General features: G+C 62.1%; 20 protein-coding genes. 5 read left to right on the top strand and 15 right to left on the bottom strand.

Annotated features, from left to right (window positions below):
* Window positions 1-247: 247 nt before the first annotated feature.
* Window positions 248-1,408 (top strand): acetylornithine deacetylase, encoded by a 1,161-nt coding sequence (gene argE / locus A9K65_RS14445; RefSeq protein ID WP_013530453.1) that lies wholly within the window; start codon window positions 248-250, stop codon window positions 1,406-1,408.
* Between the two features lie 7 nt (window positions 1,409-1,415).
* On the opposite strand, the gene A9K65_RS14440 is transcribed toward argE, so the two are convergent.
* The 9 genes from A9K65_RS14440 to A9K65_RS14400 form a co-directional block, all read right to left on the bottom strand.
* Window positions 1,416-2,372, bottom strand: coding sequence for a LysR family transcriptional regulator (locus tag A9K65_RS14440; protein ID WP_063168703.1), 957 nt, complete (start codon window positions 2,370-2,372; stop codon window positions 1,416-1,418).
* 151 nt (window positions 2,373-2,523) lie between these two features.
* Window positions 2,524-4,014 carry an aldehyde dehydrogenase gene (locus A9K65_RS14435; protein WP_064992547.1) on the bottom strand — a complete coding sequence of 497 codons (1,491 nt, stop codon included), beginning with the start codon at window positions 4,012-4,014 and terminating at the stop codon, window positions 2,524-2,526.
* 21 nt (window positions 4,015-4,035) lie between these two features.
* A complete protein-coding gene (locus A9K65_RS14430) occupies window positions 4,036-4,710 on the bottom strand; it encodes a DUF1028 domain-containing protein (protein ID WP_064992548.1) in 675 nt (224 codons plus the stop codon).
* Between the two features lie 5 nt (window positions 4,711-4,715).
* On the bottom strand, window positions 4,716-5,132 hold the full coding sequence (locus tag A9K65_RS14425; RefSeq protein WP_013530449.1) for a RidA family protein: 417 nt from the start codon (window positions 5,130-5,132) through the stop codon (window positions 4,716-4,718).
* 56 nt (window positions 5,133-5,188) lie between these two features.
* Complete coding sequence (locus A9K65_RS14420; protein WP_024503972.1) at window positions 5,189-6,463, bottom strand: NAD(P)/FAD-dependent oxidoreductase; 1,275 nt, start codon at window positions 6,461-6,463, stop codon at window positions 5,189-5,191.
* Between the two features lie 153 nt (window positions 6,464-6,616).
* Entirely contained in the window at window positions 6,617-8,221 is a 1,605-nt protein-coding gene (locus tag A9K65_RS14415) for a GMC family oxidoreductase N-terminal domain-containing protein (protein ID WP_064992549.1), read from the bottom strand.
* Window positions 8,222-8,316: 95 nt separating this feature from the next.
* On the bottom strand, window positions 8,317-9,120 hold the full coding sequence (locus A9K65_RS14410; protein WP_013530446.1) for an ABC transporter ATP-binding protein: 804 nt from the start codon (window positions 9,118-9,120) through the stop codon (window positions 8,317-8,319).
* A gap of 13 nt (window positions 9,121-9,133) precedes the next feature.
* Complete coding sequence (locus A9K65_RS14405; protein ID WP_245322057.1) at window positions 9,134-9,958, bottom strand: ABC transporter permease; 825 nt, start codon at window positions 9,956-9,958, stop codon at window positions 9,134-9,136.
* 208 nt (window positions 9,959-10,166) lie between these two features.
* Window positions 10,167-11,156 (bottom strand): ABC transporter substrate-binding protein, encoded by a 990-nt coding sequence (locus A9K65_RS14400; protein ID WP_013530444.1) that lies wholly within the window; start codon window positions 11,154-11,156, stop codon window positions 10,167-10,169.
* Between the two features lie 196 nt (window positions 11,157-11,352).
* On the opposite strand from A9K65_RS14400, the gene A9K65_RS35180 reads away from it, so the two are divergent.
* Window positions 11,353-11,664, top strand: a complete 312-nt coding sequence (locus A9K65_RS35180; RefSeq protein ID WP_157678497.1) for a hypothetical protein — start codon at window positions 11,353-11,355, stop codon at window positions 11,662-11,664.
* Here the strand turns inward: A9K65_RS35180 and A9K65_RS14395 are convergent.
* The 6 genes from A9K65_RS14395 to A9K65_RS14370 form a co-directional block, all read right to left on the bottom strand.
* A complete protein-coding gene (locus A9K65_RS14395) occupies window positions 11,661-12,482 on the bottom strand; it encodes a carbohydrate ABC transporter permease (protein ID WP_064992550.1) in 822 nt (273 codons plus the stop codon). The two genes, A9K65_RS35180 and A9K65_RS14395, sit on opposite strands and share 4 nt — an antisense overlap.
* Window positions 12,483-12,484: 2 nt before the next feature.
* Window positions 12,485-13,351, bottom strand: coding sequence for a sugar ABC transporter permease (locus tag A9K65_RS14390; protein WP_064992551.1), 867 nt, complete (start codon window positions 13,349-13,351; stop codon window positions 12,485-12,487).
* 55 nt (window positions 13,352-13,406) lie between these two features.
* Window positions 13,407-14,702 carry a sugar ABC transporter substrate-binding protein gene (locus A9K65_RS14385; protein WP_244514326.1) on the bottom strand — a complete coding sequence of 432 codons (1,296 nt, stop codon included), beginning with the start codon at window positions 14,700-14,702 and terminating at the stop codon, window positions 13,407-13,409.
* 82 nt (window positions 14,703-14,784) lie between these two features.
* Window positions 14,785-16,317, bottom strand: coding sequence for a putative N-acetylmannosamine-6-phosphate 2-epimerase (locus A9K65_RS14380; RefSeq protein ID WP_084015465.1), 1,533 nt, complete (start codon window positions 16,315-16,317; stop codon window positions 14,785-14,787).
* 68 nt (window positions 16,318-16,385) lie between these two features.
* Window positions 16,386-17,135 carry a GntR family transcriptional regulator gene (locus A9K65_RS14375; protein WP_084015467.1) on the bottom strand — a complete coding sequence of 250 codons (750 nt, stop codon included), beginning with the start codon at window positions 17,133-17,135 and terminating at the stop codon, window positions 16,386-16,388.
* 130 nt (window positions 17,136-17,265) lie between these two features.
* Entirely contained in the window at window positions 17,266-18,051 is a 786-nt protein-coding gene (locus tag A9K65_RS14370) for an IclR family transcriptional regulator (protein WP_024503981.1), read from the bottom strand.
* 95 nt (window positions 18,052-18,146) lie between these two features.
* Between A9K65_RS14370 and A9K65_RS14365 the strand changes: the two genes are divergently transcribed.
* The 3 genes from A9K65_RS14365 (at window position 18,147) to A9K65_RS14355 (ending at window position 21,356) form a co-directional block, all read left to right on the top strand.
* On the top strand, window positions 18,147-19,250 hold the full coding sequence (locus A9K65_RS14365) for a succinylglutamate desuccinylase/aspartoacylase family protein (protein WP_224620669.1): 1,104 nt from the start codon (window positions 18,147-18,149) through the stop codon (window positions 19,248-19,250).
* Window positions 19,240-20,178: a threonine/serine dehydratase gene (locus tag A9K65_RS14360; protein WP_013530436.1), complete on the top strand. Its 939-nt coding sequence runs from the start codon at window positions 19,240-19,242 to the stop codon at window positions 20,176-20,178. Before A9K65_RS14365 ends, A9K65_RS14360 begins: the two co-directional genes overlap by 11 nt.
* 158 nt (window positions 20,179-20,336) lie before the next feature.
* The gene (locus A9K65_RS14355) at window positions 20,337-21,356 is read left to right on the top strand and encodes a sugar ABC transporter substrate-binding protein (RefSeq protein WP_063172720.1); all 1,020 of its coding nucleotides are present in this window, start codon (window positions 20,337-20,339) and stop codon (window positions 21,354-21,356) included.

The following is a 21,356-nucleotide window of genomic DNA, read 5'->3' as shown; positions in this document are numbered from 1 at the left end:
GCAGCACGCCCGATCATGGTTTCGAGGCGTGACGCAAGCCGGCCAGCCCAGTGGGTTGATGCCGTGAGACCATTCATAAGTTGCGGCAAGCGCCGGAAAACAACAGATTTCTTCTGTGCCGGTTAGGCCGCGCCTAATCGCACACATCCGGATTAGCATCCGCTGAATCCCGACTGAGCCAAATGCGACTTCAAGGCCCCGGCCACGCGATGCTAGAAGTACCGACGGCCAATGAGGCACAAGACGCATGGACAGCACCCAGATCCTTGAAAAGCTGCTCGCATTCCCGACGGTGAGCCGCGACTCGAACCTCGCCCTCGTCAACTACGTGGCGGACCTGCTAGACGCGCACGGCACTGCCAGCCAGATCATCCACAGCGAGGACGGCCACAAGGCCAACCTCTTTGCCACCATCGGACCGACTGATGCTTCCGGCATCATGCTGTCCGGTCACACCGACGTCGTTCCCGTCGACGGCCAGGCCTGGACGCTGCCGCCCTTCGAGATGACGAACCGTGACGGCAAGCTTTACGGACGCGGCGCGGCCGACATGAAGGGTTTTGTGGCCTGCGCGCTCGCCGCGTGCCTCAAGGCCGCGAAAATGACGCTGAAGACGCCTCTGCACCTGGCACTCTCCTACGACGAGGAGATCGGCTGCATCGGTGTGCGCAGCCTGGTCGACATGCTGCAAGCGGCCCCGCATCGGCCGCTGCTATGCATTGTCGGCGAGCCGACCGATATGCAGGTGGCGACGGGGCACAAGGGCAAGCTTGCCGCACGCGCGCTTTGCAAGGGGCGCGAAGGCCATTCGGCGCTGGCCCCGCTGGCGCTCAACGCCATCCATCTCGGCTGCGACTTCGTCGCCGCCTTGCGCCGCGAACAGGACCGGCTGGTGCGCGATGGCGCCCGCGACGGCGACTACGACATATCATACACGACCGTCCATGTCGGCAAGATCAACGCCGGCGTGGCGCTGAACATCGTGCCGAACCTTTGCCAGGTCGACTTCGAGATCCGCAATGTCGCGGCCGACGACCCGCACGAGATTCTCGACCGCCTGCGCAAGGAGGCTGCTCATATTGCTTCCGAAGCCTCGACTATCGCGCCCGAGGCAGCAATCGACATCGACATCACCAACACCTATCCCGGCCTGGACACGCCAGCCAGTTCGCAAGCCGTCGCCTTCGTCAAATCGCTGACCGGCGCCAACAATACCATCAAGATGGCCTTCGGCACGGAAGGCGGCCTGTTCAGCCGCGATCTCGGCACGCCGACGGTCGTGTGCGGACCGGGGTCGATGGCGCAAGGGCACAAGCCGGACGAATTCGTCAGCGTCGAGCAGATGCGCCGCTGCGACGACATGCTGGAAAAATTGCTTAAGCGGCTTGCCGACCAGCAACTGCCGTAACCGGGCGCTACTTCTGCGGAAGCGCTGCCTGGCCGACGGCCCGCTCGGCGCCGAACACACCTTGCTCGACGACAAAATGCCGGCAGTGGTCGATGAACGCCTGGGCGGATTGCGTACGATGTTCGGAATTGGGCAAGGCGACGCCCATGGTCAGCGGCCGGAGGTCACCGTCCAACGGCACGAAGACCAGCGGCTTGCCGTCCGGCGCCAGCGTGTTGAGCGGCCGCATGTTGGCGATGCCGTAGCCGAAGCCGTTGGCCACCATGGAGCGCATGACCGCAATGTCGCCGGTGCGCTCGGCAATATTGGGCCGGATCCCTCGCTGGTGGAATGCCGACAGGAAATATTCGCGGCTGTACGGCAGGTCGAGCAGCACCATCGGCTCGTCGGCCAGTTCCTCCGTCGTGATCGACGCCTTGGCCGCGAAACGATGGCCCGCCGGCAGCATGACATAGGCCGGCACCAACATCAGCGGCTCGAAGGTCATATCCTGCGACAGTTCGAGATCGTAGGTCAGGGCGAGGTCGATTTCACCGCGCTGCAGCATCTCAAGCAATTGCCCCTGATTGCGCTCGAACTGGCGCACGCGCACATCGGGATAAGCGCGCTCGAACCGCATGCGCAGCGCCGGCAGCACGATCTGCGCAAAGGTCAGCAGGCATCCCACCGCCAGCGGGCCGCGCACCTTCTCGGCAAAATCGCCGGCGACGTCATGCAAGGCATCGGCATCGTTGAGCAGCCGGGCGGCTTCCTTGAGGAAGATGCGGCCACCGGCGGTGAGCGAGAGGCCGTGCGAATGCTTGCGGACAAAAAGCTGGACGCCGAACTCGGTTTCCAACTGCGCGATCGAGGCCGAAATCGATGGCGGCGACACATTGACCTGCTCGGCCGCCTTGGCGATGGAGCCGGCTTCGCCCACGGCAACGAAATATTCCAGCTGTCTGAGCGTGAAGCGTAGCGGCATGGCTGGCTATGTTGCCGGTTTGAGGGCTTCGATCAAGCCTAATGCATGTCGCGCAAAAGTGGCCCCGGTTTTGCGCAAACGACATGCATGGAGCAAAGGCCTAAAGCGCATCACTTGAATCCGTTCGATCGCGATGCGCTTTAGGCGCCCATCAATATTTGATCCATGTCGTTTTGAGCGCGCTGTACTTGTCGAGCGCATGCAGCGACAGGTCGCGGCCGAAGCCGGATTGCTTGAAACCACCGAACGGCGTCATCGGGCTCAGAGCGTCGACCTTGTTGACGGAAACTGTGCCGGCCTGCAGCCGCCCGGCGATGCGGTGCGCGCGCGACAGGCTGTCGGTCCACAGCGATGCGGCGAGCCCGTAGGGGCTGTCATTAGCGATGCGGATCGCGTCGGCCTCGTCATCGAAGGCAATGACCGAAAGCACCGGCCCGAAGATCTCGTCGCGGGCAATCGGATCGGCAGGCGTGACATCGTCGAAAATGGTGGGCTGGACAAAGCTGCCGCGCCCATTGACCGTGACCATGTCGCCGCCCGCGACCAGGCGCGCGGTCTTTTTACCGGCCTCGACGAAGCGCATGACATTGGCGGCGTGGCGACTATCGACCATCGCGCCCATTTTCGAAGTCGGATCGAGCGGATCGCCGGGCTGCGTGGCCGCCGCACGCTGCACCAGTTTCTCCACCAGGGCATCCTTGATGCCGCGCTGGACGAGCAGGCGTGAATTGGCGGAACAGACCTCGCCCTGGTTGAAGAAGATGCCGAAGGCCGCCATATCGGCCACCACATCGAGATCCCCGCAGTCGGCAAAGACGAGGTTGGGGCTCTTGCCGCCGGTCTCCAGCCAGACCTGCTTCATGTTCGACTGCCCGGAGTACTGCAGGAACATCTTGCCCACCGCGGTCGAACCGGTGAAGGCGAGGCAATCCACATCCATATGGCGGCCAAGCGCCTGGCCGGCGGTTTCGCCAAGGCCGGGCACAACATTGAGCACGCCGGCAGGCAGGCCCGCCTCCATCGCCAGCTCCGCCAGGAGCAGGGCCGACAGAGGTGACTGTTCGGCGGGTTTCAGCACCACCGAATTGCCCGCCGCCAGCGCCGGTGCGCATTTCCAGGTTGCCATGTCGAGCGGGAAGTTCCACGGCACCACCGCGCCGACCACGCCAAGCGGCTCGCGCCGCACCAGCACCAGATCGCCTTCGCCGGTCGGCGCCACCTCGCCATAGATCTTGTCGATGGCCTCGCCATACCATTGGAAGATCGCCGCCGAACCGGGGACGTCGACCGAGGCCGCATCCCTGACCAGTTTGCCCATGTCCAGCGATTCAAGCAGGGCCAGTTCATGCAGGTTGTCGCGCAGCAGCTGCGCCAGCCGCAGCAACACCTCCTTGCGGTGCGCCGGGCTGGTGCGCGACCAGACGCCGGCGTTGAAGCTGCGCCTAGCGGCGGCAACCGCCAGATCGATGTCTTCCTCGCCGCAGGACGCCACTTCGGCCAGCACCTCGCCCGTTGCCGGATTGACGCTGGCAAAGGTCCGGCCCGAACGCGCCGCGACCGTCTTGCCGTCGATGAACGCCTTGTCACGAAAACGGATCGCGGACGCCTTGCCGATCCAGTCCTTGTGGCTGAGTTCACTCATCGCAGGTGACCCCTGTCTTGACTATTCGTCGCCCGGCACGCCGTAGCTCGGCGCATCGGATGGGTTGATCGCGCGGGTCACATAGGCATCGAGCTGTGGCTTGTAGAGTTGCCACAGCGCCGCCAGTTGCTCGATAGGACAATCGTCGGTCCAGTCGCAGCGCAGGTCGGCGACCGGCCACGCCACCTCACGCACCAGCTTCATGCCGGCGGAATGGACAGGGCCAGCCTCGCCGCCGGCTGTCAGCGCCGCGCGCATAGTCGCGATGAGGCGGTCGCCGAGATGCCCCTCCGACGCCAGGAAGGCCTCGACCATCGCTTGCGGCACGCCATCATGGGCCAGCATGTTGCCGCCGCAGGCGACATTTTCCGCACGCGCCTCCGCCCAGATGCCAAGAGCTTTGGGACCCGAATGGATCGCGGTCGCTCCAGCGGCGTCGACAGCCAGCACCTGCCGGTATTCGGGATAAGCACCGGTGCGCTTCAATATGGCAATCGCCTCCGCCGCGGACGCGCCGCGCGCCAGCAATTCGAGACCGCGCAGTCCAAGCGTAGGATCGGTGACGTTCTGGCTGGCAATGGCCCCGGCGCCCGCCTGCGCATAGGCGCAGCGCGCCGCAACAGCAGGCGACGAGGAGGACACCGCGACCCCGAACATGCCGGTGCGGCCGCACCGCGCGACAATGGAAAAGGTCATCGCAATCAGTCCGGAATGACGGCGGTGCCGTCGATCTCGACCAGCCAGTCCGGCCGCGCCAGGGCCTGCACGACAAGGCCGGTCGAGACGGGATGCACGCCTCTGATATACTCGCCCATGGTACGGTAGACCGCCTCACGATGGCGCACATCGGTGATGTAGACCACCACCTTGACCAGGTGCTCCATGGTGCCGCCGCACTCCTCGATCAGCTGGCGGATGTTCTGCATGACCTTGTGCGTCTGCTCGACCGGATCATGGCTGTCGATGTTCTTGGCCGTGTCGAGGTCCTGCGGACACTGGCCGCGCAGATAGACGGTCCTGCCGCCCCGCGTAACGACCGCCTGGCACAGATCATTGTCGAGCTTCTGCTCGGGATAAGTGTCCTTGGTGTTGAACTTTCGAATTCTTGTATGCGCCATCTTGGTCTCCGTCGGATCAGGCTCGAGGTCGGGGCATCCCGTTTGAGGTGCCGTGTCTATGCCACCTTGGTCTCGCGCTTCGCGGACGCATGGTAGGCCAGGTATTTGCGCTGCGTGGAAATATGGTCGGCCACATGCTGCGCGTCGTGCCAGACGCCCCAGATGAAGCTCGACCCCCTGCGCGATTGCCAAGGCAGTCCGAGGAAATAGATGCCGGGCTCGGTCGACACACCGCGCTGGTGCTTCGGCTTGCCCCTTTCGTCGAACACATCGACCTTCAGCCAGTTGTAGTCGACGGTGAATCCCGTCGCCCAGATGATCGAACCTATCCCGGCTTCCGACAGGTTCAGCTCGAGAATGGGATCGGTCATGCATCGCGGGTCCGGGCCGATCTTGCGGGCCTCGGGCTCCGGGGGAAGGTCGAGGCCGTTGCGGGCGACATAGGCATCTGCCTCGTCCAGAACCGACATGTAATTCGCATCGCCGCGCGCGATATTCTTGGCCAGATCGGGTGCGAAAGTCATCACACCGTGCCTGTAGGATTCGGTCCGGCCAACCAGCGTCATCCCTTGCGCGGCAAGGCGCCGGAAGTCGATCGTCTGGCCGCCACGCGCGCCGCTGACCGCGATGGTGACATGTTCGGTGCCGGGCGCAGGCGCCTGCGCGTCCCACTTGCCCAAAACCCCCAGCCACCAGCAGAAGTCACGTTCGCGATAGGCCCGCGGCGGCCGATCGTGCGGCCCGACCGAGAGATAAACCCGCCGTCCCGCACGCTGGAGTTCGTCGGCGATCTGCACCCCCGAAGACCCGGAGCCGACCACCAGCACCGCGCCTGCGGGCAGTTGGCCGGGATTGCGATAGGCGCTGGAATGTATCTGCATAGGTCCGGCGTCCCCGGGAACGACGGCCGGGATGACCGGATGCTGGAAAGCGCCGGTGGCGGCAACCACGCTCCTGGCTTCGATCACGCCATCCGAGGTTTCGATCCGGAAGCCGGGACGGCCGACAAGCCTTTCCACTTTCCTGACCTCCACGCCGCAACGGATGGGGGCAGCGATCATGTCGGCGTAAGCGACAAAATAGTCGGCGACCTTCTCCTTGCCAATAAAGGCATCCGGACCGGCATTGGGAAATTCCATGCCGGGAAAACGGTCATGCCAGGCGGGACCATTGGCAACCAGCGAGTCCCATCTTTCGCTGCGCCAGCGTTCGGCGATGCGGTCCCGCTCCAGCACGAGATGGGGCACGCCGCACTTGCTCAGATGCTCGCTCATCGCCAGCCCCGCCTGGCCGCCGCCAACAACAAGCGTGTCTACTGTTTCGACTGGCATTCAGCGGCCCTTTCTGGCTCCCCCCGAGAGTTTCTGCGCATGCGGCGGAGGTCTGATCGTTGGTTTACTGGAGGGACCGGGCAGCGAAAATTACGATTTCATGTGGCAGTGGTTAGCTTGTTCCTAAATGCTGAATTGGCCGCGCGCAGACGGTTACGCCAGTATTGCCATAGCCGCCTTTTCGCCAATCATCATAGATGGCGCATTGGTGTTGCCACCGATCAATGTCGGCATGACGGAGGCATCAGCGACGCGCAGATTGTCGAAGCCGTGCACCTTGAGACCGGCGGGATCAACCACCGCCATGGCGTCGTTGCCCATCCTGGCCGTGCCAACCGGATGATAGACGGTAAGAGCCTCGGCACGCAGATAGGCGAGAATCTCGTCATCGGTGTTCACGTCGGGCCCAGGCAGGATTTCCGGTCCGCGGATGCCGCCGAAAACCGGCGAAGCCAGGATCGAACGCGCGACCTTTATGCCCTCGACGAGGGTCAGGGCATCCTGTTCGTCACTGAAGAAGCGATGGTCTATGAGCATATTGCGGCGGGTGCCGTCGCGTTGAAGCGTGATTTCGCCGACGCTCCCCGGTCTCAACACACAGGTGTGCACGGCATAGCCGTGGCCATATTCGACGAGCCGACCGCGATGGCTGCGATAGCCCGGCACGAAGTGGAACTGAATGTCGGGTATGCTCCCGGCATACTTCGTCCTGGCAAAGCCGCCGGCTTCGACATAGTTGGTCGTCAGCATGCCTTTGCGCCGGGCGAAATACTGGAACGGCGCCGCCAGCATCGCCGGAAGATTGGCAAGTGAAAGGCCGAGCGTCTTGCGGCTGTTCGATCGCACTGTGACCATGCCATCGACATGGTCGCGCAAGTTCTTACCGACGCCTGGCAGGTTCGCGACCGGTTCAATCCCCGCTGCTTTCAGCTCCCCGGCCGGGCCGACGCCGGAAGCAAGCAGAATGCGCGGCGATCCGATCGCACCCGCGCTGAGGACGACCTCCGCTCGGCACCCCAACCGTTGGGTTGCGCCTGCCCTGATCACGTTGACGCCGGTGACGCGCTCGCGTTCAATCGCCAGATCAAGAACCTCGACGCCTGACAATATCCGCAGATTCGATCGGCCGAGAATCGGCCGGACAAAGGCGCTGTAGGCCGAGAAGCGCTCGCCTCTGTTCTGGGTGACGTTGTAGATGCCGAGGCCGAGTTGGCCACCGGCATTGAAGTCGCGGTTCTCGGGCAGGCCTACGCCTCTGCCCGCCTCAACCCACAGGCTTGATACCACGTTGGGATCGCGCGGATTGTCGACCAGCAATTCGCCGTCGAATCCGTGATAGGCGGGGCTCTGCAACAAGCAGTTCCGCTCCAATTTCTTGAAGACCGGCAGGACATCGGCATAGGACCACCCGGTGCAGCCAAGCGCTGCCCATTCATCGTAGTCCTGCGCGGCGCCACGAATATAGACCATCGAGTTGATCGAACTCGACCCCCCAAGAACCTTGCCCCGGTTGACGGGTATGCGGCGGTTGTTGAGCAGCGGCTGCGGCACGCCCTTGTAGCCGTAGTCGAAGTTCGGATTGCCGTAGAGCGAGAGAATGCCGGCCGGCACGCGCACCCTGGTGCGGTCGTCGCTGCCGCCCGCCTCGATCAGGCAGACACGAACTGCCGGGTCTGCGCTCAGCCTGTTTGCCAAGACACAGCCGGCCGAGCCCGCGCCAATGACGATATAGTCAAATTCCGCCGCCTCGATGCCCATGCCTTACCCGTTTCGTCATCCACACCGAAGACTGCTGATGTCTGTTTCATGCATGTCGTCCGCCCAAAACCGAGGTCACTTTTGAGCGACATGCATTAGTGCTCGTCGTCTTCGTCATTCTTCAGGAGCTCGAGGATCTCCCGCTTCATGGCGATGAAGTTCGGCTCCATGACCAGATCCATGCTGCGTGGACGCGGGAGGCCTACGCGGATTTCCTTCTTGATCTGACCGGGCCGGCCGGACATGACGAGCACCCTGTCCGCCAGCAGGATCGCTTCGTCGATGTCATGGGTAACGAACAGGACCGTCTTCTTGGAATGATCCCAGATCCTCAGCAAAAGCTTCTGCATGCTGTGACGGGTTTGGCTGTCGAGCGCTCCAAAAGGCTCATCCATCAGCAGCACGTCCGGATCATTGGCGAGCGCGCGCGCAATCGCAACGCGCTGCTTCATGCCGCCCGACAGCTGAGACGGGTAATGGTTGGCGAACTTTGCCAGACCGACCTCGTGGAGAAAATGCTCGACAATGACCCTGCGCTCGGCCGGCGCAATGCCCTTCCGCTTCGGGCCATATTCGACGTTCTGCGCCACCGTAAGCCAGGGAAACAGCGTATATGCCTGAAACACCATGCCGCGATCCGGGCCCGGCTCGGTAACAGGCTTGCCGCCGACTACGATCATGCCGCCGGTGCGCTCCTCAAGACCGGCGACGAGATAAAGCAGGCTCGACTTGCCGCAGCCGGATGGGCCGACGATCACACAGAATTCGTTGGGCACGACGTGAAAGGAAATGCCATCCAGCGCCAGCACCGCATTGTCACCCTTGCCGTAGCGCAGGACCACATTGTCGATGCCTATGTCGGAACTCTTTGGTTTCGTCGTAAGATTCAGGGCGTCCATGTGTGCGTGTTCCTCAATTGGCCCAGGGAGCGACGAGGCGGCGGATGCCCCGGAACAATTGGTCGGTGCAAAGACCAAGGATGCCGATCATGGCGATGGCCATGAAGATCACGTCGACCTGAAAGCCGCGCATGGCTTTGAGCGAGATGTAGCCAAGTCCGCTGCGGGCGGCGACGAGTTCGGCCACGACGAGATAGGTCCAGGCCCAGCCCATGGTGACGCGCAGCACATCCAGCACGCTCGGAAGCGTGGCCGGAAAGACGATGTGGAAGACCGTGTCGCCTCGTTTCGTGCCGAGCGTATAGGCTGCGTTGACGAGGTCGCGCTGGACACTGCGAGCGCTGTCGGCGATCATGACGAGTTGCTGGAAGAAGACGCCGAAGACGATGACGGCAACGCGCTGCTCGATGCCGATGCCGATCCACAGGATGAAAAGCGGCACGAAGGACGTCACCGGCAGATAGCGTATGAAATTGACCAACGGTTCGAGAACGGCCTGGACGATGCGATAGGTGCCCATCGTCAATCCAAGCGGCACCGCAACGATGCTCGAAAGGACGAAGCCGATCAACACCACCTGGACGCTGGCGAAAACATGCTCCCACAACGACCCGTCAAGCGCCATGCTGATGGTGGTGGACAACACGGATTCGGGGCGAGGCAGGAACATTTCCTTGACCGCTCCGGAATAGGTCAGCGCGAACCAGCCGCCGATGACGGCGATCCAGACCATGAAGCCGAGCGTAATGGAGAGAGAGCGCGGCACAGCCCGAAACGGTGTGGCGATGACTTTCAGGACGGATCGACCGGCCTGACCTTCTTCAACTCTCGCGGTCACGCCATTGCTGACCAGAGAGCTCGTGTTCGGTGCTAGTGTCACGGGATACCCTTTTGGGCCGCTTGGACCGGAGGCGCGAGGTCCGCCTCCGGTTCAGCCAAATCACTTTGCAAGGTCAAATTACTTCGCAGGCCAAGCTACTTTGCAAGGCCAAGCTACTTCCAAGGCCAAGCTACTTTCCAAGGCCAAGCTACTTTCCAAGGCCAAGCTACTTTCCAAGGAAGGATGTATCGACGAGGTCGTCATACTTGACGTCCATTTTGAGCTTGCCGAAGCCGCCCCAGATATCGCCGCCCAGCTTGATCAGCTTGCCGGCTTCGCCAGTCTCGCCACCGGCGAAGAATTCGGCATTGCGCTGCTTACCGTAGAAGTTCACGCCAGCGGCCGAGGAAGCAAAGTCCTTCGGATCCTTCAGCCAGCCGCCGACGCCTTTGGCCATCACCTCATACGCCTTCTCAGGATTCTCCTTGATGAACTCGTTGGCCTTGTAGAGGCCCTTCACCAGCGCCTCGACATCTCCGGGGTTCTTCGTGATGTAGTCGCAGTTGAGCGCCACCACATCGACGATCAAGCCGGGTGTCTTGGAGGAGTCGATCAGCACCTGTCCCTTGTTTTCCTTCTTGGCCAGCGTCAGATGCGGTTCCCAGGTGACGGCAACGGGAATGCGGTCGGCCATGAAGGCGGCGGCGGCATCGTCTGCCGTCATGTTGGTGATCTTCACATCGGCCTGGGTGAGACCGGCCTGCTTGAGCAGGATATTGAACCAGAACTGCGACACTGAACCCTCGTTCAGCGCTACGTCCATGCCTTTGAGGTCGGCGATGCTCTTGACCCCGCTGGGCGCGAGCACGCCATCGCCGCCATGGCTGTCATCCAGCGCATAGACCGACTTGAAGCAAACATCCTTCGAACGATACTTCATGATCTCGTCGACGGTCGAGGCGCTGCCGTCGAGCTCGCCGGCGGCAACAGCCGCCATATACAGCGATGCTTCCTCGATGATTTCAAGCGAGACATCGAGCCCACCTTCCTTGAAGTAGCCCATGTCGCGGGCAAGGAAGAGCGGTCCGTACCCCACCCAGGTCGTCATGCCCAGTTTCAAGCTGCCAGCTTCGGCGTGGAGGCTCACCGATATGGCGCTGAGCGCAATGCCGGCCACCAGCGCGGCCCGGCGAAACTTCGAGATTATTGTCGTCATCACGTTCCCCTGTTTTTCTGAAGTCGGGCGTTATCCCGGCCCGAACGAAACCCGCTCCGGAGGCATCGCCGAAGCCTGTCGCCTGACGTTCTTTTCTTGTTTTCTTTCAGCCGATGGCGGAGCAAAGCACGTTGGGTGCGCTGCACAAATTATGATTTTCAGTAGTTCGGCTTAGGCTGGACCTAACCAGACTGCGTTGCGTCTGCGCCATCGCGATTTCGCCATCAGCAAGCTGCACCATTTCTTCCTTCCTCGGCCAGCCCGAGGCCACACCATTTTACGCGCCATCTATTGGCCGGGGCTGAGAGAGGGGGAACTGGAGCCGAGCCATTGCGGGCTGCGGCCTAAAACGAACGGGTTGCAGTTCGGCGATTTCGACATTCTGGCAGATCCGTCCGGACGGCTGATCCGTCTTTTCGGAATCGAGTCACCTGGCCTGACAAGTGCGCTGGCGCTGTCGGATTGGGTTGTCCAATTTGTCGGAAAGACGAACTTCTTCTTGCTTTAGCCCTTGACCGCCCCAGCGGTCATGGATCCCGATATCTGCCGATACATCACAAGACCCAGCAATGCCGGCGGCAAGGCGCCCAGCATCATGACGGCGGAAGCGGTTCCCCATTTTACGCCACCGCCGCTCGCGGCGAAGAAGAAGGATGCGCCGACCGCCATCGGCACGGCACGACTGGTTGTCAGCATGAGGCCGAAGAGGAATTCGTTCCAGGCGGTGATGAAGCCGAAGATGAAGGTTGTGACGAGCGCCGGTCGGATGACGGGCCGGACGATCATCATCATCACCTGCAAGGAACTTGCGCCATCGACTTTCGCCGCCTCGTCGAGTTCGACTGGTACATCTGAAATCGCGTTTACCAGGATGACGAGTGCAAGCGGCGCGTTGACGATGGTCAGGATGAGCCCGAGCCCGATCCGCGTATCGAGCAGGCCCAGCCACTGGTACATCATGTAAAGCGGGATCGCGAAGATGATCAGCGGCACGGCGCGAAGATTGATGACGATCGGCAGGACCAAGCGCTTTCCCGCCTCGCTGCGCGCGATCGCATAGGCAGCCGGGAACGCGAGCACGATCGCAAGGCCGGTTCCGATCAGCGCCGCCACGGTGCTGTTCAGCAGATAGGCATAGATGTTGAAGCGGCTGGTCTGCGTCAGGACCTCCAGATAGTTGTCGAGCGTCGGCTGGCTGATCCACAAACCGGGGTTCGTCGAAAGCTCGCGCTGGCTTTTGAGCGATGTGATCAGCGTCACGATAATGGGGAAATTCATCGCCAGCACGGCGATGGCAAAAACGATCCAGCGCAGTGCCCCGGCCATCGTCAACGCTTCCTGCGGCCGGCAAGCCGGTTAAGGCAGTGGAGAACGATGAACGACGCCATGAACAGGACAACCGAGGCGGCGACCGCCTTGCCAATAGCCCCTTCCTTGAAGAAGGCTTGGTAGATGTAGATCGACAAGGACGTCGTTGAACCTCCTGCACCACTGCCGGTCAATGCATAGACATTGTCGAACACCCGGAAACCGTCGATGAAACGGATGAAAAACGCGATGACCAGCGTCGGCTTCATCAATGGCAGGTCGATCCACCGGACGATCTCAAACGGCGATGCGCCATCGAGCGAGGAGGCTTCGCGCACGTCGAGCGGTATGGCCGAATAGGCCGTGTAGAAGAGCAGGAAGGCGAAAGGCGTCCATTGCAGCGTCTCCACGACGACAAGGGTGCGGAAGGCATTGTTGATGTCGAGGAAGGCCGGGCTGTCACCGAACCATTCGAAGAGATAGTAGGGGACGGGGCCCGCAAATTCATGCAGCACCAGCCGGTACATGAGACCGACCATGGCCGGCGCGACCATCAGCGGCAGCATCAACGGCGCCATCAGGACTGGTCGCTTGCTCAGAAGCGGTGCCAGGAAGATGGCAAGGAAAAGACCGATCAGACATTCCGCTGATGCGGTAAGAATACCGAAGCGCAGAGAGAACCAGGCCGAGCTCCAGAATTCGCGGTCGTTCAACACCGCGACATAGTTGCTGAAACCGCTCAACACCGGACTGCGCAGCGTCTCGAATGTGACGGCCGAAATGGAATAAATCAGATTGACGATCGCCGGAAAGCCGAGGAACAGCAGCAGGAAGCCGACCAGCGGCGTCAGATACATCCTGCCTTCGGCACGTGTCACAAGGGCCATGTCGATCCGCCAAACGCGCCGGACACCGAGCTCGACCCGGCGTCCGGCAAATGGTTCATTTCTTGAGAAGGTCCTGCATGCCCGCCTTGGTGTGGGCGAGCGCATCCTCGAGGCTCTGCTGGCCGGACCAGTAGCCGGTAAACTCCTTTGCCTGCAGCTCATAGACCGGGAGCGCACTCGCGGACGTCGCTCCGGTCATGACATAGCCGTACTTGCTGGCGAATTCGCCGAGCTTGACGAGATCGGGACGTTCCTTCGCAACCTTGGCGACGACATCGGGAGACAATGCCGGCGAACCGCCGCTGCGCGCATAGAGCAAGGCCGCATCCTCGGTGGCGAGCCACTTCAGGAACTTGACGGCGCCTTCCTTGTTCTTGGCGTTCTTGTTGAGGCCCAAACCAAGGCCGTGGATATGATCGGCGCGTCCGTCGGGACCTGCCGGCGGCGCGACGATCCCGGTCACCTCGGCGACCGCCGGAGATTTTTCGGTGCTGGTCAGATCCGCCGCCGCGGCATTCCACTGCAGTGCCGTCGCGGCCTGACCGGATGCGAAGGCCGCGTTGGTTTCCGCATATTCGTAGCTCAGCGAATCCTTGGGCGATGACCCGGCATCATAGAGTTTCTTGTAGAGCTCGAGGCCGGTCTTGTAGGCATCGGAATCCACCGTGACATTGCCGTTCTTGTCCATCCAGTCGCCGCCGTAGGAGCGCGGCAGGGACTGGAAGACCATCATGTTGAACAGCAGGTTCTTCATCTGCAGGACCGTGCCGTAGCGCACCGGGCTGTCGGGGTTCACCTGCTTGGTGAAATAGAGGGCGGTGGCCGCCCAGTCGTCCCAGGTCCAGCTGTCCGGGTCCTTCGGCTGCAGCGGCTTGCCGAGATATTTCTGGGCGATTTCACCATAGGTCTTCTTGGCGGCGTCATCCCTGCTCAAGGCGTCGACGAGATCCTTGCGGTAGTACATGAAGTGCAGCGAAAGGTCTGTCGGCACGCCGTATTGCTTGCCGTCGAACTGCATCGTCTTGAGAACGGATTCGCCGAAAACCTTGGCCGCATCCGCGCCAAGATCGACCGGCTCCATATAGGGCGCGTAGCGACCGAGCGAGTAGGTGGCGACGAGGTTCACGTCGAAGGCGTTGGATCCGGCCGCCATGTCGGCCTGCAGCTTGTCGTAAAAGCCTTCGCGGTTGAAGAACAGCAGCTCCACCTTGTCGGCATCGCTTGCCTGCTTGTTGTAGGTTTCCACGGTTGCCCGCAGTGCGGTTTCCTCGGACCCGCCAGGCCAGCCGAGCACGGTCACGGTTGCGTTGGCAAAGGTCGGCAAAGCTGTCCCCGCGAGGAGGGTGGCCATAAGCGCAAAAGACGTCCTGCTCAATTTCATGATCGTTCCCTTCTTTTTTGATGATTTTTGCATGGCATGACCGGCGGCGCCGCTACCTTGCCCATTCGGCAAGATCGGCAACACCGATGACGCCGGCGTGGCCCGCGAGCTTCGCCGCAACGAGATTGGAGGAAAGGCGCGGTGGAACCTCGCCCAGATGCGCGCGCACCCGGTCGAGATAGCCATCGGCAAGACCGATGCTGCCGCCGATGACGATCGATTTCGGATCGAACATCATCTGAATGTCCCGGCACAGCGTCGCGACCCGCGAGGCGCTCCGCGAGACGATGGCGTCGGCCCAGGCCTCGCCCTTCAGCGCAAGCCCGAACACATCGGCGGCATCGGCCTTGAAGCCGGCCTTGAGGGCCTGCGAAGCGATCCAGCGGCCGGAGGTGCTGTCTTCGAGCGGGGCCTGGTCTGCAGACAAACCACGGATCAGACCGAAGTGACCGGCAAGACCGGACAGCAATCGGCCGTTGCAAACGATGCCGCCGCCAATTCCGGTCGAGATGGTCAGAAAGACGATGTCGCGACCTTGCCCGGCGCCGAATTTGTATTCGCCCCAGGCGGCTGCCTGGGCATCGTTGAACGCACAGACGGGCTTGCCGAAAACAGCGGATGCCCTTTCGACCAGCGGGTAGCCGTCGGGAATGCCAAGCGTCGCCGGATTCAACGCCGACCAGCGTCCATCGTGCACCAGTCCCGTCACCGCAATACCGATACGACTGAAGCGGCTCGACCAGGCCGACGTGCTTTGCGCAAGGGATGCCAGCCAGGCGTCGGGTCCAGCCTCTCGCGCCGTCGGCACGATCATGTCCTCGATCACCTTGCCGCCGCTGACCAGCGCGGCCATGGTCTTGGTTCCGCCGATGTCGATGCCCAGCACGGTTGGGCCAAGCACGGTTTGCGTGCCCCTTGCCGCATAGGCCTCGGAAATCGCCTGGTGGAACCACGAGGTGACGTGCTCGGTACGGGTGATCGCCGATCCGACAACCACGGCACAGGCGCCGGCGCGCGCGGCGGCGGCCGCCTGCTCCGGCGACCGGATACGCCCTTCGGCGATGACGTAGGGGGTCAGGGTTCGCATTTGAGCGATGAGGGCGATGTCCGGATCCTCCGGCTCCGGCCCGCCGACATAGCCGGAAAGCGTCGTGCCGACGAAATCGACACCCGCGGCAAGGGCCCGGCGCGCATCGTCAAGGCAAGAGCAATCGGCCATGGTCAGCTTGTTCCTGGCCTTGACGGCTTTCACAAGCGCTTCGACAGGAACGGGACGGACACGATCCGTCGCATCGAAAGCGATGATATCGGCGCCCGCCTCGGCCAGCGCCTCGACATCGGCCAGATAGGGCGTGATGCGCACGGGGCTGTCGGTGAGATCGCGCTTGACGATACCGATGATCGGCACGCGGACTGCCAGGCGGGCGGCCGCGACATAAGGCACGGATTCGATGCGCAGGGCCTTGGCTCCGGCTTCAAGAGCGGCCCTGGCAAAGCCCGTAACGAATTGCGCACTGTCCATCGGGCCGCCGGGAACCGGCTGGCAGGACACGATGAGACAGTTGGCGATGTCTTCCCGCTGCACGTCGGCACTCCCCTGTCGCCATCACGATAAATGGAAAATACCAGATTACAACCAGTTCATGACTGGTATTATCTTTGCAGCTCGAAGACGAAGTCGTAGACGTCTCCCTTGTAGCGTGTCTCGCAGTATTCCACGATCTGTCCGTCCGCGAGAAAGCAGCGGCGCTCGGTCATCAGCAGCGGTGCGCCCATCTCGCAATGAAGGTGTCTTGCATCCTCCAGCGACGCGCCGCGCGAGCGCATGCGCTGGATTGCCCTCTGAGGCAGGAAGCCGCGTGCATCTAGCGCTTCATAGAGGGAGTCCTGAACCATCTCGGGCGAAGGAAGGAAGCGAACCGGCACGGCCGAGACCTCGACGGCGATCGGCGCGCCATCGGCCGTCCGCACACGGCGCATGCGGATTACATTGGTGTTTGCGGCAATACCAAGAGCCATCATTTCGGCTGGCGATGGACGGCTTATCTGCTTGGAAAGCCATAGACATCCAGGCCTCAGGCCGCGCGCCAGAATATCCTCCGAAAAGCTCGTCAGCGTCGAAAGCGATTTTTCGACCCGCGACCCGATCTCGGTTTTGGAACCATGCCGGCGATTGAGCTGCCCTTCCTCTTCGAGCAACGCCAGAGCTTTTCTCACAGTGACACGCGAGATCGACAGGGCTTCCGCCAGAACCCGCTCGCCCGGCAGAACCGCGCCGGCCTTCAACGCATTGGAGCGGATCGCTGCCTCGATCGCCGATTTCAACCGTCTGTAAAGCGGCACATCGGAGGCTGTCGCTTCCATCTCCCGACTGACAAGCCCGATCAGGTTCACGGTTGTCATTGCTCTTCCTCCCGCGCGAGAAGCACCCAGGATCAAAACATTCCTGACTGGACCCATACTGGTATTATCAATCCGGTGCAAACGTCCCGCGGGCGGTGCCTCGTCCGCGCCGTCAGCGCACCACGACCCCTCAGCGAACCTTCGGTGACAGCTTCATGGAGATGCGATCGCAGGCAGCACGCAGGACCTCCAGAGTAAAGGCATGGCGGCTTTCACGCGTATGGCGATTGATATAGGCGACGATAATGGAGGCGACGGCGCTGCCGTCCGGTCCGATGACCGGACAGCAGATATCGGTGATGCCGACGAAATCACGGCTCTCGCGCATCCAGTAACCGTCCGCGCGGATGGTACGAAGCTGCTTTTCCAGCGCCTCTCGATCCAGCGGCGCCGGCGAATGTGCCGCACATTCGTCGATCATCCGCGTCGCGACCTTTGGCGGTTGGAAGGCAAGGATCACATGGCCGGAGGTCGCGTCGGTGGCCAGGCGGCCGTAGCCGAGGCGCAGCGTGAACGCCATGTCCTCGCCGCCGGGAACGGCCGCGGTCACGACGGTCAAGCCATGATTGAAGACGACCAGGTGCGGCGACTGATTTGAGTCCCCGGCAATCCGCGTCAGCTCGGGCATTGCGGCGGACATGAGATCCTGAGCGCTCGGCGTGTGCAGCCCCAGCTTGAAAAGCTTGTCGGTCAACGAATAGGCGTCGGTCTCGGCGTTGCGCTCGATATATTGACGCTCCTGGAGCGCGATCAGCATCCGGAAAATCTCATTCTTCGAACGACCGAGGCCTTCCGCGATCTCCTTCATCGTCAAGGGCGCCCGCGCCTCCGCCAGCAGTTCCAGGACATCCAGACCCTTCGTCAGCGCCGGGGCCGAATAGGTCGGTTTGCCACTCTCTTTTGCGTCATCTGCCATTCGAAGAATCCCCGGTGGTCCACGCACGATAGAGACAAGAAATCGGAATTGCCATTGGTTTTATATCCAAACTTGACACCATATATAAAACTGACATGATGACGGGGACAATGAATTTCGAGGCCGAGCCGATGACCGTCCAGAGACCAGCAAACACTGTCCGCGCGACCATCACGCCCCGAAACAACAGTGTTTACACGTCGGTCGATTTCGATCGCGAGGGCAAGCAGATCGGCTTCTTCCATGTGCCCCAATCGCCACACGACGATGCCTGGGGCACGGTCCGCGTTCCGCTCGCCGTCATCAAGAACGGCGACGGTCCGACGGTCCTGATCGAGGGTGGCAACCACGGCGACGAATATGAGGGGCCGATCGCGCTCGGCGAACTTCTGCGCGAGATCGATCCACGGGATATTGCCGGTCGCATCATCGCGATTCCGGCCATCAACATTCGGGCTGTCGAGGCCGGTACCCGCACCTCCCCGGTCGACGGGTTGAATTTCAACCGCAGTTTTCCGGGCGATTTCAACGGCACGCTGACCAGCCAGATAGCGGCCTATGTGCATGACATCCTGTTTCCGAAGGCCGACTACTTCCTGGATCTCCACTCCGGCGGTTCGTCCCTGATGATCCTGCCGAGCGCGATCATCGAGCCCTCCCCGACCGCGCAGGGGCATCGCAAGAACATCAAGGCGACGCTCGCCTTCGGGGCGCCGACCGTTGTCATGGTCGACAATCTCGGCGAAACCCGGACCTCGACCGCGTCCGCCAATCACCAGGGGCTGATCGTCATCGGCAGCGAGATGGCCGGCGGCGGCCTTGTCAGTCCGGATGCGTTGGCCATCTGCCGCAGGGGCATCCGCAATGTGCTGAAACATGCAGGCGTCCTGAAGGGCGCGCCTGACATTGCCCCTGGCGCCAACGCACGCGTGCTCAAGGTGCCCGGAAGCGAAGGCTATCTGCTTTCCGAGGAGGACGGTGTCTTCGAACCCTTGAGCCCCCTCGGCAGTGCCGTCAGCAAAGGCGACCTTGCCGGACGCATTCACTTCCTCCACACGCCGTCGCGCGCGCCCATCGATCTCCTTCACCCCATCGACGGCATCGTTTTCGCCAAGCGTCAACCCGGCCGCGTGCGCCCGGGGAATTGCTGTTTCGTGCTGGCCAACGAATATCCGGAGGCACTGACCGATGAGCCATGAAGACATCATGGCGGCTGCCCGGCGCATTGCCCCCTTCATACGGCGCACCCCGGTCGTCAAGCTCGACCATGCCACGGGCGCGAACCTCCAAAATGATGTCTATTTGAAACTCGAATGCCTCCAGGTGAGCGGCTCCTTCAAGATCCGGGGCGCCACGAACCGGGTGAAAACGCTCGAGCCGGGCCGGATCGAAAACGGACTGGTCGCCGCATCCGGCGGCAATCACGGCCTGGCCACCGCCTATGTGGCTGCCCGGGCCGGCGCTCCCGCCACCATCTACCTGCCGAACAATGCAAGCCCGCTGAAGGCGGAAAAGCTGCGCAAATGGGGCGCTGACGTTCGCTTCGAAGGCAAGGTCTGGGATGAAGCGCATGAGGCTGCATTGGCCGAGGCAAAAGCGCGCGGCGCCTTCTACATGCATCCCTTCGCCGATGCGCAGATCGTGTCCGGCCAGGGAACCGTGGCGCTGGAGATGGTCGACCAGATTCCCGATGCCGACATCTACATCGTCGCGATCGGCGGAGGCGGCCTCATCAGTGGCATGTCCGAAGTCCTGAAGCACGTCAAACCCGACGCCAGGATCGTTGGTGTCGAGCCGACCGGTTCACCGACCCTTCACGCCTCCCTGACTGCCGGCCGTGTCGTTCGCTTGCCCGAGATAACGACGAAGGTTGCGACCATGGCCTGCGGCCGCACGGACGAAAGTATCTACGAGATCGTCGCCAAGCACGTCGACGACATCGTCCTTGTCGAGGATGCGGACATGCAGAAAGCCGCTGAATTGCTCTGGTTCGAATTCGGCATCGCCGCCGACCTCAGCGGCGCGGCATCGCTGGCCGCGTTGATGAGCGGAGCTTTCAAGCCACCGCGCGGCGCCCGCATCGCCGGGCTTGTCTGCGGCGCCGGTGTCGAAGGCCTGAACGGCTGAGGTCGAGAAAGGCCGGTCCACGCAGGACGCGGCCCGACATGGATACGGCACGAGTGCCGCGGAATACCGCCGGAATGCCTGTCGCTGGGACGGTCGTCGTGCGGGACATGAAAAAGAGGCGAAGAATCGTCCTGTCGCAACAAGAGGAGAACTGAAACATGCGCATTTCCCTGAAAGCATCCATTACTCTGCTTGCACTCGCCATCGCAACGCCCTCGCTTGCCGCGGAAAAGGTTCTTGGACTTGCGGCAATCGACTTGCAGAACTCCTTCTTTGTCCGCATGAAGGAAGCCGGCGACGTGGCTGCCGCCGACTATGGGGTGAAATCCACCTGGCAGAGCGCCGAGGGTAGCCTGGAAAAACAGGTCAGCATCATCGAGAATTTCATCAATCAGGGCGTCAGCGCGATCCTGATCGATCCGATCGACAAGAACGCGGTCATTCCGGTGATCCAGAAAGCCACCGCCGCCGGCATTCCGGTGATCACCATGGGCAACAAGGTCGAGGCAGGCTCGAACTATTCGACGCTCTATCCGGACTACGACAACATGTCGATGGTTGCCCGCGCGCTCGGCAAGTCGCTTGGCGGCAAGGGCGAAGTCGCCCTGCTCGTCGGTTCGCGTGGCAACTTCGTGTCCGACACGCGCGAAAAAGGCTTTGTCGAAACCCTGAAAAAGGAGTTTCCGGACATCAAGGTCGTCGGCATCGAGCCGACCGGCTGGGACGCAGCCAAGGCAACGAATGCCGCCCAGACATGGCTCACCACCTATCCGGACCTGAAGGCCATCGGCTGCATCTCAGACAGCCTTTGCCTGGCAGCCGATTCCGTTGCCAGTTCGATGGGAACCCAGCTGCTCTACGGCGGCTATGACGGCGACGCCGAGATGAAGCCGCTGATCGACGACGGCAAGATGGTGATGGACGTGCTGACCGGCGCCTATCGTGTCGGCTACTGGAACATCGCCGTTGCCGCTCGCCTGGCCAACGGCGAAAAGCTGCCGCAGGATCTCTACATGCCGACCTATTTCGTGACCTCGGATGCGACGGCGGCGAAGCTCAAGGCGGATGGCCTCACCTTCGAATACATCAACACCGACAAGGAGGCGGTGGAAGCCAAGAACTATACCGAGCAACTCGGTCCCAAGGTTCCGGCGACCGCCATGACCCTGGCAAAGTAA

This window comes from Mesorhizobium sp. WSM1497 (assembly GCF_001672455.2).
In the GTDB taxonomy this organism is placed as follows: domain Bacteria; phylum Pseudomonadota; class Alphaproteobacteria; order Rhizobiales; family Rhizobiaceae; genus Mesorhizobium; species Mesorhizobium ciceri.
This window is presented reverse-complemented; position numbering and strand designations above follow the sequence as displayed.